The 13,017-nt window shown below is 73.2% G+C and carries 14 protein-coding genes; 9 read left to right on the forward strand and 5 right to left on the reverse strand.

All coding sequences use genetic code 11. From position 1 onward, the window contains the following. The first annotated feature begins 89 nt into the window (after positions 1-89). The 6 genes from ACIGO6_RS24835 (at position 90) to ACIGO6_RS24860 (ending at position 6,007) form a co-directional block, all read left to right on the forward strand. Positions 90-986 carry a DUF4129 domain-containing protein gene (locus ACIGO6_RS24835; protein WP_399879622.1) on the forward strand — a complete coding sequence of 299 codons (897 nt, stop codon included), beginning with the start codon at positions 90-92 and terminating at the stop codon, positions 984-986. After that, positions 983-1,573 (forward strand): hypothetical protein, encoded by a 591-nt coding sequence (locus ACIGO6_RS24840; protein WP_399879624.1) that lies wholly within the window; start codon positions 983-985, stop codon positions 1,571-1,573. The genes ACIGO6_RS24835 and ACIGO6_RS24840 overlap by 4 nt, the downstream gene beginning before the upstream one ends. Then, entirely contained in the window at positions 1,570-2,568 is a 999-nt protein-coding gene (locus tag ACIGO6_RS24845; protein WP_399879626.1) for an AAA family ATPase, read from the forward strand. The genes ACIGO6_RS24840 and ACIGO6_RS24845 overlap by 4 nt, the downstream gene beginning before the upstream one ends. A 2-nt stretch (positions 2,569-2,570) precedes the next feature. Further along, positions 2,571-3,917, forward strand: a complete 1,347-nt coding sequence (locus ACIGO6_RS24850; protein ID WP_399880075.1) for a DUF58 domain-containing protein — start codon at positions 2,571-2,573, stop codon at positions 3,915-3,917. Further along, positions 3,914-4,504, forward strand: a complete 591-nt coding sequence (locus tag ACIGO6_RS24855) for a hypothetical protein (protein WP_399879628.1) — start codon at positions 3,914-3,916, stop codon at positions 4,502-4,504. Before ACIGO6_RS24850 ends, ACIGO6_RS24855 begins: the two co-directional genes overlap by 4 nt. Positions 4,505-4,771: 267 nt before the next feature. Next, positions 4,772-6,007, forward strand: a complete 1,236-nt coding sequence (locus ACIGO6_RS24860) for an MFS transporter (RefSeq protein WP_399879630.1) — start codon at positions 4,772-4,774, stop codon at positions 6,005-6,007. Positions 6,008-6,035: 28 nt separating this feature from the next. On the opposite strand, the gene ACIGO6_RS24865 is transcribed toward ACIGO6_RS24860, so the two are convergent. After that, a complete protein-coding gene (locus ACIGO6_RS24865; RefSeq protein WP_399879632.1) occupies positions 6,036-6,908 on the reverse strand; it encodes a UbiA family prenyltransferase in 873 nt (290 codons plus the stop codon). A gap of 45 nt (positions 6,909-6,953) precedes the next feature. On the opposite strand from ACIGO6_RS24865, the gene ACIGO6_RS24870 reads away from it, so the two are divergent. Genes ACIGO6_RS24870 through ACIGO6_RS24880 form a run of 3 tightly spaced genes read left to right on the forward strand, consistent with a single transcriptional unit; the run spans position 6,954 to position 9,644 of the window. Then, the gene (locus ACIGO6_RS24870; protein WP_399880078.1) at positions 6,954-8,093 is read left to right on the forward strand and encodes a type III polyketide synthase; all 1,140 of its coding nucleotides are present in this window, start codon (positions 6,954-6,956) and stop codon (positions 8,091-8,093) included. A 7-nt stretch (positions 8,094-8,100) separates the two neighbouring features. Further along, positions 8,101-8,616: an isoprenylcysteine carboxyl methyltransferase family protein gene (locus ACIGO6_RS24875; RefSeq protein ID WP_399879634.1), complete on the forward strand. Its 516-nt coding sequence runs from the start codon at positions 8,101-8,103 to the stop codon at positions 8,614-8,616. Next, complete coding sequence (locus ACIGO6_RS24880) at positions 8,613-9,644, forward strand: NAD(P)/FAD-dependent oxidoreductase (RefSeq protein WP_399879636.1); 1,032 nt, start codon at positions 8,613-8,615, stop codon at positions 9,642-9,644. The genes ACIGO6_RS24875 and ACIGO6_RS24880 overlap by 4 nt, the downstream gene beginning before the upstream one ends. 46 nt (positions 9,645-9,690) lie before the next feature. On the opposite strand, the gene ACIGO6_RS24885 is transcribed toward ACIGO6_RS24880, so the two are convergent. The 4 genes from ACIGO6_RS24885 to ACIGO6_RS24900 form a co-directional block, all read right to left on the reverse strand. Beyond that, positions 9,691-10,104 carry an STAS domain-containing protein gene (locus ACIGO6_RS24885; protein WP_399879638.1) on the reverse strand — a complete coding sequence of 138 codons (414 nt, stop codon included), beginning with the start codon at positions 10,102-10,104 and terminating at the stop codon, positions 9,691-9,693. Positions 10,105-10,189: 85 nt separating this feature from the next. Beyond that, positions 10,190-10,948, reverse strand: coding sequence for an IclR family transcriptional regulator (locus ACIGO6_RS24890; protein ID WP_399879639.1), 759 nt, complete (start codon positions 10,946-10,948; stop codon positions 10,190-10,192). 72 nt (positions 10,949-11,020) lie between these two features. Then, positions 11,021-11,914 (reverse strand): XRE family transcriptional regulator, encoded by an 894-nt coding sequence (locus ACIGO6_RS24895; RefSeq protein ID WP_399879640.1) that lies wholly within the window; start codon positions 11,912-11,914, stop codon positions 11,021-11,023. Between the two features lie 153 nt (positions 11,915-12,067). Next, complete coding sequence (locus tag ACIGO6_RS24900) at positions 12,068-12,991, reverse strand: aminoglycoside phosphotransferase family protein (protein ID WP_399879642.1); 924 nt, start codon at positions 12,989-12,991, stop codon at positions 12,068-12,070. Between the last annotated feature and the right edge of the window lie 26 nt (positions 12,992-13,017).

Consider the following 13,017-nt stretch of genomic DNA (forward strand, 5'->3'; position numbering starts at 1 on the left):
GCATGTGCCAGGATGCGGTGAACGGGCGTTCGGGCACGGGTCCAGCGGGGGACGGCATGGGGCACGGGGAACGGAGGGGGCACCGGGCGGTGCCCGGGACGGTGGTCGCCGCCGGGGTCGTGGGGGCGCTGGCCGTCGTCGCGCTCGTGCTGCGCCCCGCCGAAGAGCTGCTGCACTCCGGCAAGGGGCCGCTCGGCCATTGGGGATTCGTCACCATCGGGTTGTCGATCGCCTGGGCCGTGGGCGTCATGCTCACCACCGAGCGCCTGCGCCCGCGGATCGGCGCCGACCGCACCGCGTTGTCACCGGGCGAGGAGCGGCTGCGGCAGGCCGCCGTGCCGCTGCTGCTCGCCGGTCCGGGCGTCATCGGCGTCCTGGCCCTGGTCCTGCACCGGTTCGACCCCCGCAGCGCACGGCCCACCCCGGAGGTGGGCCTCCCACCGCCGCCCTCCACGCCGCCGGACCTGGACAGGCCGGGGTCCGGAGGGGGTTCGGGACACGATTCGTCCCTGCCGTTGTACCTCCTGCTCGGTCTGCTGGCCGCGGTCGTCCTCGTGTGCGTCGCGGTGGCCCTCGTACGGCGGCTGCGACGGCACGGGCTGAGGGTGCCGCAGCGCCCCCGCCCCGCGGGCACCCCGTCGGAGGACGACGATGCGCGGCTGCTCCTGTCCGCCGTGCGCTCGGGTCGTCGCGCGCTGGCCGACACCGGTGACGCGCGGGCGGCCGTCATCGCCTGTTACGCCGCGATGGAGGACGCCCTCGTCGCCTCCGGTGTGCAGCGGCGCGCCTCCGACAGCCCCGCCGACCTGCTCACCCGTGCCGCCGGCGCGGGACTCGCACCGAGCCCGGCCGCGCCGCGTCTCACCGCGCTGTTCCGCGAGGCCCGTTACTCCTCGCACCCGATGGGCACCCCGCATCGTGATGCCGCGGCCGACGCCCTGGAGGAGATCGCCTCCCTGCTCCAGGACCGGGAGGCCGGGCGGTGAGCCGGGCCGTGGACGGGACACCGGAACGGGACCTGCTCACGCTGCGCCGACTCGGTCTGCTCGGCGGTGCGGTCGCCGGCTCCGGTGTGCTGCTCGTCCTGCTCGTCGACGGTCCCGAGGCGGCCGGTGCCGTCGTGACGGTACTCGTCGTCGCGGCGCTGATCGTCACCCGGTACGTCGCCGGGGCGGGCGCCCTCGACTCCGGGCGGCGGGACGAGGTACGGCTGTTGCGGACGCGGGCGCCGGGCATGGGCGAGTGGCGACGGAACATCCGGACCGCCACGGGACCCGACGGCGCCCTCTACTACCGCGCGGTGCTCCGGCCCGAACTGCGCCGGCTGTACGCCGCCGTGCTCGCCGAGCACCACCATGTCTCGCTCGACCAACAGCCGGAGCGTGTGGCCGAGTTGATCGGGTCCGAGCTGTGGCCGTGGCTGGGGTTCGAGCCGCCCGGCACCGGGCCCGACGGCGACGTTCCCGTCGACGTACTGCGCCGCCTCGTCGACCGGCTCGAAGAACTGGGCACGCCCCACGCTCGTGTCCCCCGCACTCGTACTCCCCGTACTCACAAGGAAGAAGCGACGTGACGAGTCCCTCCACGCCTCAGCCCCGCACCGCCGAGCAGGTCGGCGAACAGGCCGGTGCCGTACTGCGCGAGATCGGCCGTGCCGTCGTCGGCAAGTCGGACGCCCTCGAGCAGGTGATGCTGGCCGTGCTGGCCGGCGGGCACGTCCTGGTCGAGGACCTGCCGGGGCTCGGCAAGACGCTTCTCGCGCGGTCCTTCGCCACCACGCTCGGCCTGGACTTCCGCCGGATCCAGTTCACGCCCGACCTGCTGCCGTCGGACGTCACCGGGGCGCCGCTGTACGACCAGCGGACCGGCGAGATGGTGTTCCGCCCCGGCCCGGTCTTCACTCATCTCCTCCTCGCCGACGAAATCAACCGGACGCCGCCCAAGACACAGGCCGCGCTGCTCGAGGCGATGGCCGAGTCGCAGGTGACCGTGGACGGCGAGACGCGCTGCCTCGCCGATCCGTTCCTGGTCATCGCGACCGCCAACCCGGTGGAGTACGAGGGGACTTACTCTCTGCCGGAGGCCCAGCTGGACCGGTTCCAGTTGCGCGTGCGGATGGGATACCTGGACGCCCGCGAGGAGCTGGCGATGCTGCGGGCCCGGATCGACCGGGCCGCGCCCGAGGCGGTGCTCGACACGCTCGCGGGGCCGGCCGACGTCGTGGCCTGGCGGGCCGTCGTGGAGCGCGTGGAGATCGACGACGACCTGCTCGAGTACGCCGTCGCGCTCGTCGGCGCGACCCGCGAGCACCCTCAGATCAGCATCGGTGCCTCGCCGCGCGGCGGACTCGCCCTGGTCCAACTCGCGCGTGCACGCGCCGTCCTGGACGGCCGGGACTATGTCGTCCCGGAGGACGTCAAGAGCCTCGCGGTTCCCGCGCTGGCCCACCGGGTGTCACTGCGGCCGGAGTTGTGGGTGCGCGAGGTGTCCACGGACGACGTGCTGCGCGAGATCGTCGACCGTGTCGGTACGCCGTCCACGCGGCGTACGGCCGCCGTGCCGTCGTGACCGTGCCCGCCCCCGTGCCCGACCCCCGGCCGAGCGCCGCCGTGGTGCGGGCCCTGGAGGGACGCACCTCCCCGGCGCAGCCGCCGCCCCCGCCGCCCGGCCGGCCACGCCCCAGCGTGCGGACGCTGCGCCTGCTGACCGTCGCCGTCGTCGCGTCGTCGGCCGCCCTGCTCACCGGCCGGGCGTGGCTGCTCGCGCTCGCGGCGGCGCCGCTCGTGCTGCTCGCGCTGGCGCTGCCGCGCTCGTACGCCCGTCGGATCGAGACGTCGGCAACCGTCGAACCGAGCCGCTGCTTCGAGGGCGACACCGTCACCGTCCGCATCACGGTGGCCCACGACGGTGGCGCCGTCCGCCTCGACCCCGGTGTCACGCTCGGCCCGGGCCTGCGGCTCGACGAGGTCGTCGTCGGCCCGTCCACGGTGACGCTGCGCCACACCGCGCTGCGCTGGGGGCGCTGGTCGCTCGGCCCGGTGGACCTCGACGTGTACGACGCCGGGGGCACCGTGCGCCGCACGGTACGGGTGGAGGCCACCGAGCTGTCCGTGTTCCCGAAGGCCACGCAGGCCCGGTTCACGCCGATCCCGGTGCGGCTGCCGCAACGGCTGGGTGAGCACGCCTCGCCGCAGGCCGGAGAAGGCGTCGAGGTCATCGGAGTGGCGCCGTGGGTGCCCGGGGAACGGCAGCGGCGCATCCACTGGCCGTCGACGACCCGGCGCGGGGCCGTACAGCTGCACCGGTTCGCGGCCGAGCGGGCCGCCGACACGGTGATGCTGATCGATGCGTTCGGGGACGTGGTCGACCCGGCGACCGGGGTGTCGTCCCTGGACGAGACGGTGCGGGCCGCAGCCGGGCTCGCCCGGGCGTACTTGCGCACCCACGACCGGGTGGGGGTCGTCTCGACCGGGGGCACCACGCGATGGCTGGCGCCGGGCACGGGGGATGCGGCGTTCTACCGCATCGTCGAAAGCGTCCTCGACGTCCGCAAGGACCAGCGGTTCGACGGGGCCGGGCTCGATCGGCTGCCGCCGCCCGCGCTGCCGGAGGGGGCGCTCGTCTACGTGTTCACTCCGTTGAGCGACGCACGGATGCTGAAGGTGCTGCGGGATCTTCAGGGGCGGGGTCGCCGGCCGGTCGTCGTGGAGATCCCGAGCGGGGACCCGCAGGTCGAACCCGGAGATGTGGCGGGCGAGTTGGGGTTGCGCCTGTGGCATGCGGACCGGGACGCGATGCGGTTCGCCCTGCGGGACAGCGGGGTGCCGGTGCTGCGGCACGTCGTGGGTGAGTCGCTGGACCTGGCGTTGGCGCCGTTGCTGTCGGGGCGGATCGGGGGGCGGGGGCGCGTGCGATGACGACGCTCGAGGTGCGGGTGGATTTCCGGGAGCACGTGCGGTACCTCGTCGGGACCGTGCCGGTGCGGGTGCTCGGTACGGCGGCCGTCGTGATGGCGTGGCGGCCTTGGGTGACGGTGGCCGGGGTGCGGGAGGCGCTGCTGTTCGGTTGCGCGGTCGTCTTCGCCGTATGGGCGGCGCCGGCGGTGGACCGGCGGCCGTCGCTGGAGTCGGCGCACCGGTCCCACCTGCTGCTGCGGCACCGGACGACGGTGCTGGCCGGGGGCGTGGTGGTGATCGCGGCGACCGGTGATCCGGCGTGGTGGGAGGGGGCCGGGGTGGTGGTGCTGTTGGTGGCGTATCTCGTGACGAGTGAGACGTGGCCGTGGAGAGAGGGACGTGGGGCCGCACGGGTGTGGGGCGAGGCGGTCGGGGCCTGTGTGGGGGCCGGGTTGGTGGCGGCTGCCGCGGCGGTTCCGGTGGCCGGGGCGGAGTTCGGGCTGGGGCGGGTGGTTGCGGCCGGGCTGGTGGTGGGGCTCGTGGTGATCGGAGGGCTCGTGGTGATCGGTCGTGGAGTGCCGGGTGCTCGGTGGTGGGGTGGGAGATAGGTGGGCCGGGGGTCCACGGGGCGTTGCGTGAGGGATGCGCGGTCCCGTGTGGCGGGTTTGCCGGTACTCGGTCCCGAGCGCGTGTGTCTCTCACGGTGCGGTGAGATCGGCTGCGTTGTCGAACCGGCGTGGGCTGCCGGCCGCGGGGCTGCGCGTAGGCAAGGGCACGCCTCGCCAACTCGGGCGCAAATACCGGTCTTTCGGGCGCAGCCGACGTCCGGTGGGAGCTCCTCGGCAGGAAGGAAAGGCTTGGTATACCGTTTGCCGATGCTGGATGGACAGACCAACGATGTGCGAGGCCGCCAAGCCGCTTCCGGGTCGGTCTGGCGGGCACCTGGAATGCCTGCCCTGCTCGGCTCCACCGCGCTCGGTTTCGCCGGAGCAGCCCTGCTGATGCCGGTCGCTCCCCTCTGGGTGCTCGACGGCGGGGGCGACGAACTGGGCGCGGGCACGGTCAACGCGGTGATGATGCTCTGCACCGTGGTCGCCCAACTGCTGGTGGGACGGGCGCTCGGACGCCTGGGCTGGCGTTGGACGCTCACGCTCGGGGCGTGCCTGCTCGGAGCTCCCTCGCCGGCGCATCTCCTCACCGACGACGTGTGGGCGGTGACGGCGCTCGCGGCGGTGCGCGGTCTCGGTTTCGGGATCATCACCGTCTGCGGTGCCATGGGCGTCGCCGCGCTCGTCGAGCCCGCGCGACGCGGCCGCGCGGTCGGAGCCTACGGACTGGCCGTCGCGGCCCCGCAGTTCCTGCTCATCCCCGTCGCGCCCTGGCTCGTCGAAGGGGTCGGGTACTGGCTGGTGTTCACCCTCGCCGTCGTTCCGCTGCTCGCGATCCCGCTCGCCCTGCCCTGGACCCGCGCCCTGCGCACCGTGGACCGCCCGTCCGCCGGGCCGGCCGCCCGGGCCGCCGGGCGGCGCGACGCCGCCGGGCTCCGCCGCGCCCTGACGGGGCCGATCGCCGCGCTGCTCGTGATCACCTCGGCCGGCGGCGCCGTGCTCACCTTCACCCCGAGCCTGTCCCCCGACCCGACCACGGTGTACCTGGCGCTCCTGGTGTTCACCGGAACCTCGGCCCTGTGCCGCTGGGCCTTCGGTGGCTTCGCGGACCGGAGGGGCGCCGCCCCGGCGATCGCACCGCTCCTCTTCGCCGGCGCCGCCGGACTCGCCGCCATCGGCTTGGGGACCGCGAGCGGTACCGACACGACCAGGATGGTCCTTCTGATCGTCGGCATGCTCGTCCTGGGCGTCTCCTACGGCGGTCTGCAGAACCTGACCCTGGTCCACGCCTTCACCGCCGCGGGCGAGGAGGCGCGGTCGTCCGCCGGCACGGCGTGGAACGTCGGCTTCGACGCGGGCACGGGGCTCGGCGCCCTGGCGGCCGGAGCTCTCGCCTCCGCTGCCTCGTACACCGTCTCGTACGCCGTTCTCGCAGTCGTCACCGCGCTCGTGGGTGTGGGGTGGCTGGGCTCCCGGTGGCGCGGGGAGCGGGCGCCGGCCTGATCACAGGCCCTGCCCGGTCCACCGCTTGCTAGGCGGGCGGTACGACCATGTCCGAGGCGTGGAGCAGCAGCTGGGCCACGGCGATGCCGGCCACTGCGATCGCCGCCCGAAACGGCCATCGGCTGCCGGCCTCCGCCCGCACGGCCGTACCCGCGACCGCGACGAGTACGGCCGCCGCTGCCACGGCCCATCCCGTGACTCCGACCGTCCCGGGCGGTCCCGCGACGAGTACGCCCACGGCCGTGAGCATGACGGCGGGCGCCAGCCATCGGCAGGCCGGGCGGCCCAGCCGCTGGGGCAGCCCGCGCACACCGGTCGCGAGATCGTCCTCGATGTCCGGCAGCACGTTCGACAGGTGGGCTCCCACACCCAGCAGGGCCCCGGCGGTCACCGCCCACCAGGGAGGCCAGGCCGGCGAGGGTGAACCGAGCGTGACGAAGGCCGGCAGCGAGCCGAAACCCGCGGCATAAGGAAGCGGTGACAGGACCGTGTGCTTCAGCCGCAGGTTGTACGTCCAGCCGGCGGTCACGCCCACCAGGTGGGCCGCCCCCGCGGCGGCCCCGCTCAGCAGCGACAGCGGTACGCACACCACCAGGGCCGTGCCGGCCGCGGCGGCCGCCACCCGGCACGGGAGTTCGCCGGTGCCCACCGGCTTGTCGCCGCGCCCACAGGTCATGTCGCGCTGCGCGTCGGCCGCGTCGTTGCACCAGCCGATCGAGAGCTGACCGGCCAGCACGGCCATGGCCACGGCCACCGACCCGGCCGCCCCGCGACCCGCCACCACGGCCAGGACCGTCACGAACGTGGTCACGGCGACCGTCGGCTCCGGATGACAGGAACGCAGCAGCGCAGGGACACGGTGGTGCGTGCGGGGGACAACCCCAGACGGGTGGAGAGACACGTGCGCACGGTAATCGGATTCCCTGCCGAGGAAGGGATGGACGACATGCGTGTCCCCGTGATCGTCGATCAGGCTCCCGCCCCGCCCGAGGTGCTGCCCGGCACAGCCGTGCCCGCCACGTCGACCGCCGTCGCCGCCGTCCGCACCGCGCTGCCACCGCACCGTTACACCCAGAAGGAACTAACCGAGCGGATCGGCGACCTGTGCCTGCTCCCGGGGGCTGACCGCTCCCTGCTGCGCCGCCTGCACGCGTCCGCCGGGGTGGGTACGCGTCATCTCGCCCTGCCGATCGAGAAGTACGCCGCTCTCGGCGACTTCGGGCACAGCAACGACGCATGGATCGCGGCGGGTCTCGAACTGGGCGAGGAGGCGCTCACCGGCGCCCTGCACGAGGCGGGGCTCGGAGCGGCCGATGTCGACCTGCTGGTGTGCGCCTCCGTCACCGGCGTCGCCGCTCCGTCGCTCGACGCCCGGCTGGCCGGGCGCCTGGGGCTGCGGCCCGACGTCAAGAGACTGCCCGTGTTCGGCCTCGGCTGTGTCGCGGGCGCCGCCGGACTCGCCCGGGTCCACGACTACCTGCGCGGACACCCCCACGACACCGCCGTGCTGCTCACCGTCGAACTGTGCTCGCTGACGCTTCAGCAGGGCGACGACTCCCGCGCCAACCTGGTGGCCGGCGCCCTGTTCGGTGACGGCGCGGCGGCTCTCGTCGCCCGTGGCGGTGGCACCGCCCGGCCGGACGCGTCCGCCGGGCCCTTCGTGGTGGCCACGCGCAGCCGCCTGTATCCGGACACCGAGCAGCTCCTGGGCTGGGACATCGGCGCCGATGGATTCCGCGTCGTGATCGATGCCGGTGTGCCCGGTGTCGTCAGGGACCACTTCGGCCGGCACGTGCGTGCCTTCCTGACTGAACACGGCCTGACCGTCGACGACATCGGGACCTGGGTGTGCCACCCGGGAGGCCCCAGGATCCTCGACGCGGTGAGCGAAAGCCTCGGGCTGCCCGGCGAGGCCCTGGACTCCGCACGGCGCTCGCTCGCGACGGTGGGCAACATGTCGTCCGTATCCGTGCTGCACATCCTGCAGAGCATCCGGGAGTCCCGTCGACCCGCGCAGGGCACGTGGGGTCTGCTGCTGGCGATGGGCCCGGGGTTCTGTTCCGAACTCGTCCTGTTGCGCTGGTGAGGCTGTCATGACGTGGTACGCGCTTCTCGTCCTCGCCGTCGCCGCCGAGCGCGTCGCGGAACTCGTCGTCGCCCGGCGCAACGCCGCATGGACCCTCGCCCGCGCCGGTGTGGAGCACGGCCGCGGCCACTACCCCGTCATGGTCGCTCTGCACACGGGGCTGCTCGTGTGCTGTCTGCTCGAACCCCTGCTCGCCGACCGGCCGTTCCTGCCTGCTCCGGGGTGGTCCATGCTGGCGCTGGTGCTGCTGGCGCAGGCCCTGCGCTGGTGGTGCATCGGCACGCTCGGGCCGTACTGGAACACCCGCGTCATCGTTGTTCCCGGAGCGCGCCTGGTCGGCGCCGGTCCCTATCGCTTCCTGCGCCACCCCAATTACCTCGCGGTCGTCGTGGAGGTCGCCGCCCTGCCGCTGGTGCACTCCGCATGGGTGACCGCCACGGTCTTCACCGTGGCCAACGTGGTGCTGCTCGCGGTCCGTGTCCGCTGCGAGAACGCGGCCCTCACCCGAGCGGTGCCCGCATGAGCGCCGCGCACGATCTGCTGATCGTCGGAGGGGGACCCGCCGGCCTCGCCACCGCCCTGCACGCCGCGCGCGCCGGTCTCGACACCGTCGTCGCCGAGCCGCGCCGGGCGCCGGTCGACAAGGCGTGCGGTGAGGGACTGATGCCGGGCGCCGTGCGCGCCCTCGCCGCCCTCGGTCTGGAGGTTCCCGGCCACCCGATCACCGGCATCCGCTACGTCCAGGGCCCGCGCCAGGTCCAGGCGGCGTTCCGCCGGGGCCCCGGCACGGGTGCGCGCCGCACCGACCTGCACGGCGTGCTGCACCGGGCCGTGCTGGCCGCCGGGGTTCCCGTACTGCCCCTGCGGGTGGCGGACGTACGGCAGGACACCACGGGGGTGACCGTCCCCGGGACGGGGCTGCGCGCCCGGTGGCTGGTCGCCGCGGACGGCCTGCACTCATCCGTGCGCCGCTCCCTCGGCCTGGAAGCGAGGCCCCGGGGCGCTCCCCGCTACGGACTGCGCCGGCACTACGCGGTGCCCCCCTGGTCACCGTATGTCGAGGTGCACTGGGGCCCGCACACGGAGGCGTACGTGACCCCGCTCGGACCCCGGCTCGTCGGCATCGCCCTGCTGACGACCCGGCGAGCGCCCTTCACCACCCACCTCGAGGACTTTCCCGAGCTGGCCGCTCGCCTCCCGTCCGGCGCGGCCGTCACCGCGGTGCGCGGCGCCGGACCGCTGCGCCAGCGGGTCCGCACCCGGGCCCACGGAAGGGTACTGCTCGTGGGTGACGCCGCCGGCTACATCGACGCGCTGACCGGTGAGGGCATCGCCCTCGCCCTCGCCGGCGCCGAGGCCCTGGTCACCAACCTGCGGCGCGGCACACTCGGCCGCTACGAACCCGACTGGAGGCGGGCGACCCGCCGCCACCGGCTCCTGACCGAGTTCCTGGTGCGGGCCCGGCAGCAGCCCGTACTCGCCCCCCACATCATGCCCGCCGCCGCACGCCTGCCCCGCCTGTTCACGGCTGCTGTGAACGCACTGGCCTGAACCAGTGCGTGTGCGGCCGGCCGTCTCGGACCCAGGTGCGAAGTGGTCACCGCGCCGCCGGATCCACGTGGGGCCAGTCGGCGAGCTCTTCCGCGCCGGGAGGCCGGGTGGTGGCCTGCTCGGCGGAGTCGTGGAACGAGTAGACGGGGCGCAGGCCACCGAGGGAGAAGACGCGCAGGAGCCTCTTGTCGGCGCAGGCGATCCGCAGCGACCCGTGGTGGGTCTGGATGCGCTTGGTGACCGCGACGATCATGCCGAGCCCGGTGGAGTCCAGGAAGGGGGCACCGCACAGATCCAGGACGAAATGCCGGTGACCTGCGGCGAGGAGCCGGATCACCGCGGCTCGCACGACGGGCGCGTACGCGATGTCGATCTCGCCGTTGGCCTCGACGACCGTCCAGCCGTTCGTCACGCGGTAACCGACCGTTTCGTGCGGCCTTTCGATGCCCTGGTCACTCACGTCGCTGCTCCCTCATCATTGCGTCCGTTTTGCCCGCCTCATCCAGGAAACGGGCTAGGGCACCGAGGTCACAAGGGGTCGGTTTTCAGATGGTGAGCGAGAGCCTCCGGGACACGCGCTCCGCGGTGGCGACCAGCCTCGACACCGCGTCGTCGAGACAGGCGGTGCGGTTGGCGCGCAGGGAGATACCGAGCGCGCCGATGGTGTCGCCCTGCCGGACAGGCACGGCGACGCACGAGGTGCCGAGGGAGTACTCCTCGATATCGGTGACGGCAGGGCCGTGGGAGCCGGCATCGAGGCGGCGTAGCAGCTCGTCACGGTAGGTGATGGTGCGCGGGGTGAGGTCGTTCAGCACGTGGCGGGAGAGGTATTCGGCGCGGGCATCGCCGTCCAGCTCGCGCAGGATGCACTTGCCGAGCGCCGTGGCGTGCCCCGCGTCCTCGAAACCGACCCACAGATCGACACGGGGGGCCTTCGGTCCGTCCACGATCTCCGCGACCCGGATTTCCCCGTCCTCGTAGAAGGTCAGATAGGCCGCGGCCGACAGGCCGTCCCGCAGCTCCGTGAGCGTCGGACGGACCCTGCTGAGCGCGGCCTGGTCGCGGCTTCCGCCGTGCAGGGCGTCCAGCTTCTCGCCGAGGACGAACGTGCCGTCGTCGAGCTTGCGCACGTAGCCGTCGTGCACCATCGTGCGCAACAGGTGGTAGGTCGTGGCAAGGGCCAGCCCGGTCTCGCGGGCCAGCTGCTTGGCCGGGACGCCACCCTCGTGCGCACCCACCGCCTCCATCAGGCGGAAGGCTCGCTGCACCGACGAGATGAGTGTGGGGCCGTCCTTACCACCCATGCCTCCACCATGCTTCGCCCGACGGGTCCGGGCAAGTCCGCCGGGGCGGTGGCCAGCGCCCTGGGCGTCCGATCAGTCCTTGCGGACGAGAAACAGCTGGTCGGCCGTGCCGGTGCAACGCTCCTCGATCGCTTCGGCCCCCTCGGTGGTGTCGTCGCCGACGATGCCGATGCACCGGCTGGTGTGCGCCGGGCGGAGCCGAAACCCTCCGCCGCTGTCGGTCTCGGCGGGCTCCAGGCGGAACAGGGTGCCCTGGGCACAGTCGTTCCGGGGCTCGAGCATGTCCTTGACCGGGCCGGTGGTCATGACGGTGAGGCACCCTCTCCCCTCCTGGGGGTGGTGCCACTGGACGCGGTACAGGTTCTCCCCGGCGGGTTCCAGGTAGGTGCGCGGCACCGTGGCCCGGGCGCAGGGGAGTTGAACGGCGATGGCATTGTCGTAGGCGCCGCGACGGTCGCGTCCGTCGGTCAAGCAGAGGTCGGGTGTGCGGGCCGGACGGATGGTGACCCAGCCGTGGGCGGGGGTGCCGGAGTCGGCGGCAGGAGCGCCGGAGTCGTCGGGGAGCAACCCCCAGGCGGCCAGGGCGAGCACCGGGACGGTGAGCGAGGCGGTGAGCGCGAACGTGCGGCCCTTGGCACGGCGCGGCCACGCGAACGCGGGCTCTTCGGCGTCCGTCACCGGATCCGTGATGGGTGTGGCTGCTGTGGCTGAGTGAGCTGCTGTGGCTGACGTGGCTCGGGTGGCCGCGGTTTCTGCGGCGATCCGATTCCTGGCGTCCAGCCAGGCGCCGACCCGCTGCCCGTCCCCGCAGGCGCGGACGAAGGCGGCCAGTATCTCGGGCCGGGGCAGGCTCGTCCGTCGCAGTATGTCGGCCAGCGTGCTGCGTGCCAGCACGTCACCATTACGGGCGGCCCGGTCCTCCAACTCGCGATAGGTGAGCCCCGAACGCTCCTTGAGTTGCTTCATCGACTCGACGAAGCCGCCAGGGTCCCTGGCTTCATGCGGTGACGGTCCCTCCGGTTTCCCCATGACCATCATCGTGACGCGGCCACGACAGATACGACAACGTTGTATTCCGTCATGCTCCGCTCCCGCGCGCACGCGGTCCACGGGTGGGGCTCACACGGTGCCGAACCACGCCTCGGCGAGCGAACGCAGTGTTCCTTCGGCAGGTACGCGCAACTCTCGCATGTACCAGGGCAGGTTGCTGTACACGTGCAGCAGCGTGTACGCGAGCAGTTCGGACGGCTCGAAGACGCGGCCGTACGCCCTGGCCAGCCGGGCCAGCAGTTCCGGATCACCTCGCGTGACGAAGAGGCCGACGCCGACGAAGTCGTACGCGGGGTCACCGATCATGGCCGGCTCGAAGTCGAAGAGCCCGGTGAGGCGCCACCCGTCCGGGGCGACCAGGAAGTGCTGCCGCATGACCTCGGTGTGCAGCAGGCAGCGCTGCGGAGCACGAGGCAGCGGAACCGAGGCGAGGAACTCGGGGATCTGCTCCAGCCAGGCGGCCGAGAGTCCGTGGGCGTGCTGCTGTGCCACGGCACCGGCGCTCTGGCGGTCCAGGAAGGCGCCCCAGTCCCCGGGTCCGAGGACGTCCCCGAGGGGTTCGGGGTCCAGGGCGTGCAACGCTGCCAGGGCCTCGCCGATCTCGGTGACGAGCCGTTCACGGTGGTTTTGGGGCACGCGGTCCCAGGCGTGGGCCAGGTTCTCGCCCCGCAGCCTCGACATCAGGACGTACTGCCAGCCGTTCTCGTACTGGCCGAAGTCGTGCACCAGGGGTGTCGGTACGGGCAACCGTCCCTGCACGTGGGTGAGAACACGGCCTTCGGCGACGCCGTCCTGGGCGGCGGCTCCGGGGAACAGTTTGAGCACGTGTGCGCCGTCCACCGCGTAGACCGGCTGTGACCCGTCCGGGAAGCGGGTCAGCTGTGCGCCGGCGAGGCCCAGGCGCGCGCAGAGATCCTCCGCTCCGGGGCGCATCACCGTCTCGTCGGGGACGACCACGTCCCACTCTTCGTCCGTTTCCACCGGAGGCAGCATGATCGGACCGTAGATCGCCGGTGCCC

Origin of the sequence: Streptomyces sp. NPDC053750 (genome assembly GCF_044544295.1) — a bacterium.
Classification (GTDB): Bacteria; Actinomycetota; Actinomycetes; order Streptomycetales; family Streptomycetaceae; genus Streptomyces.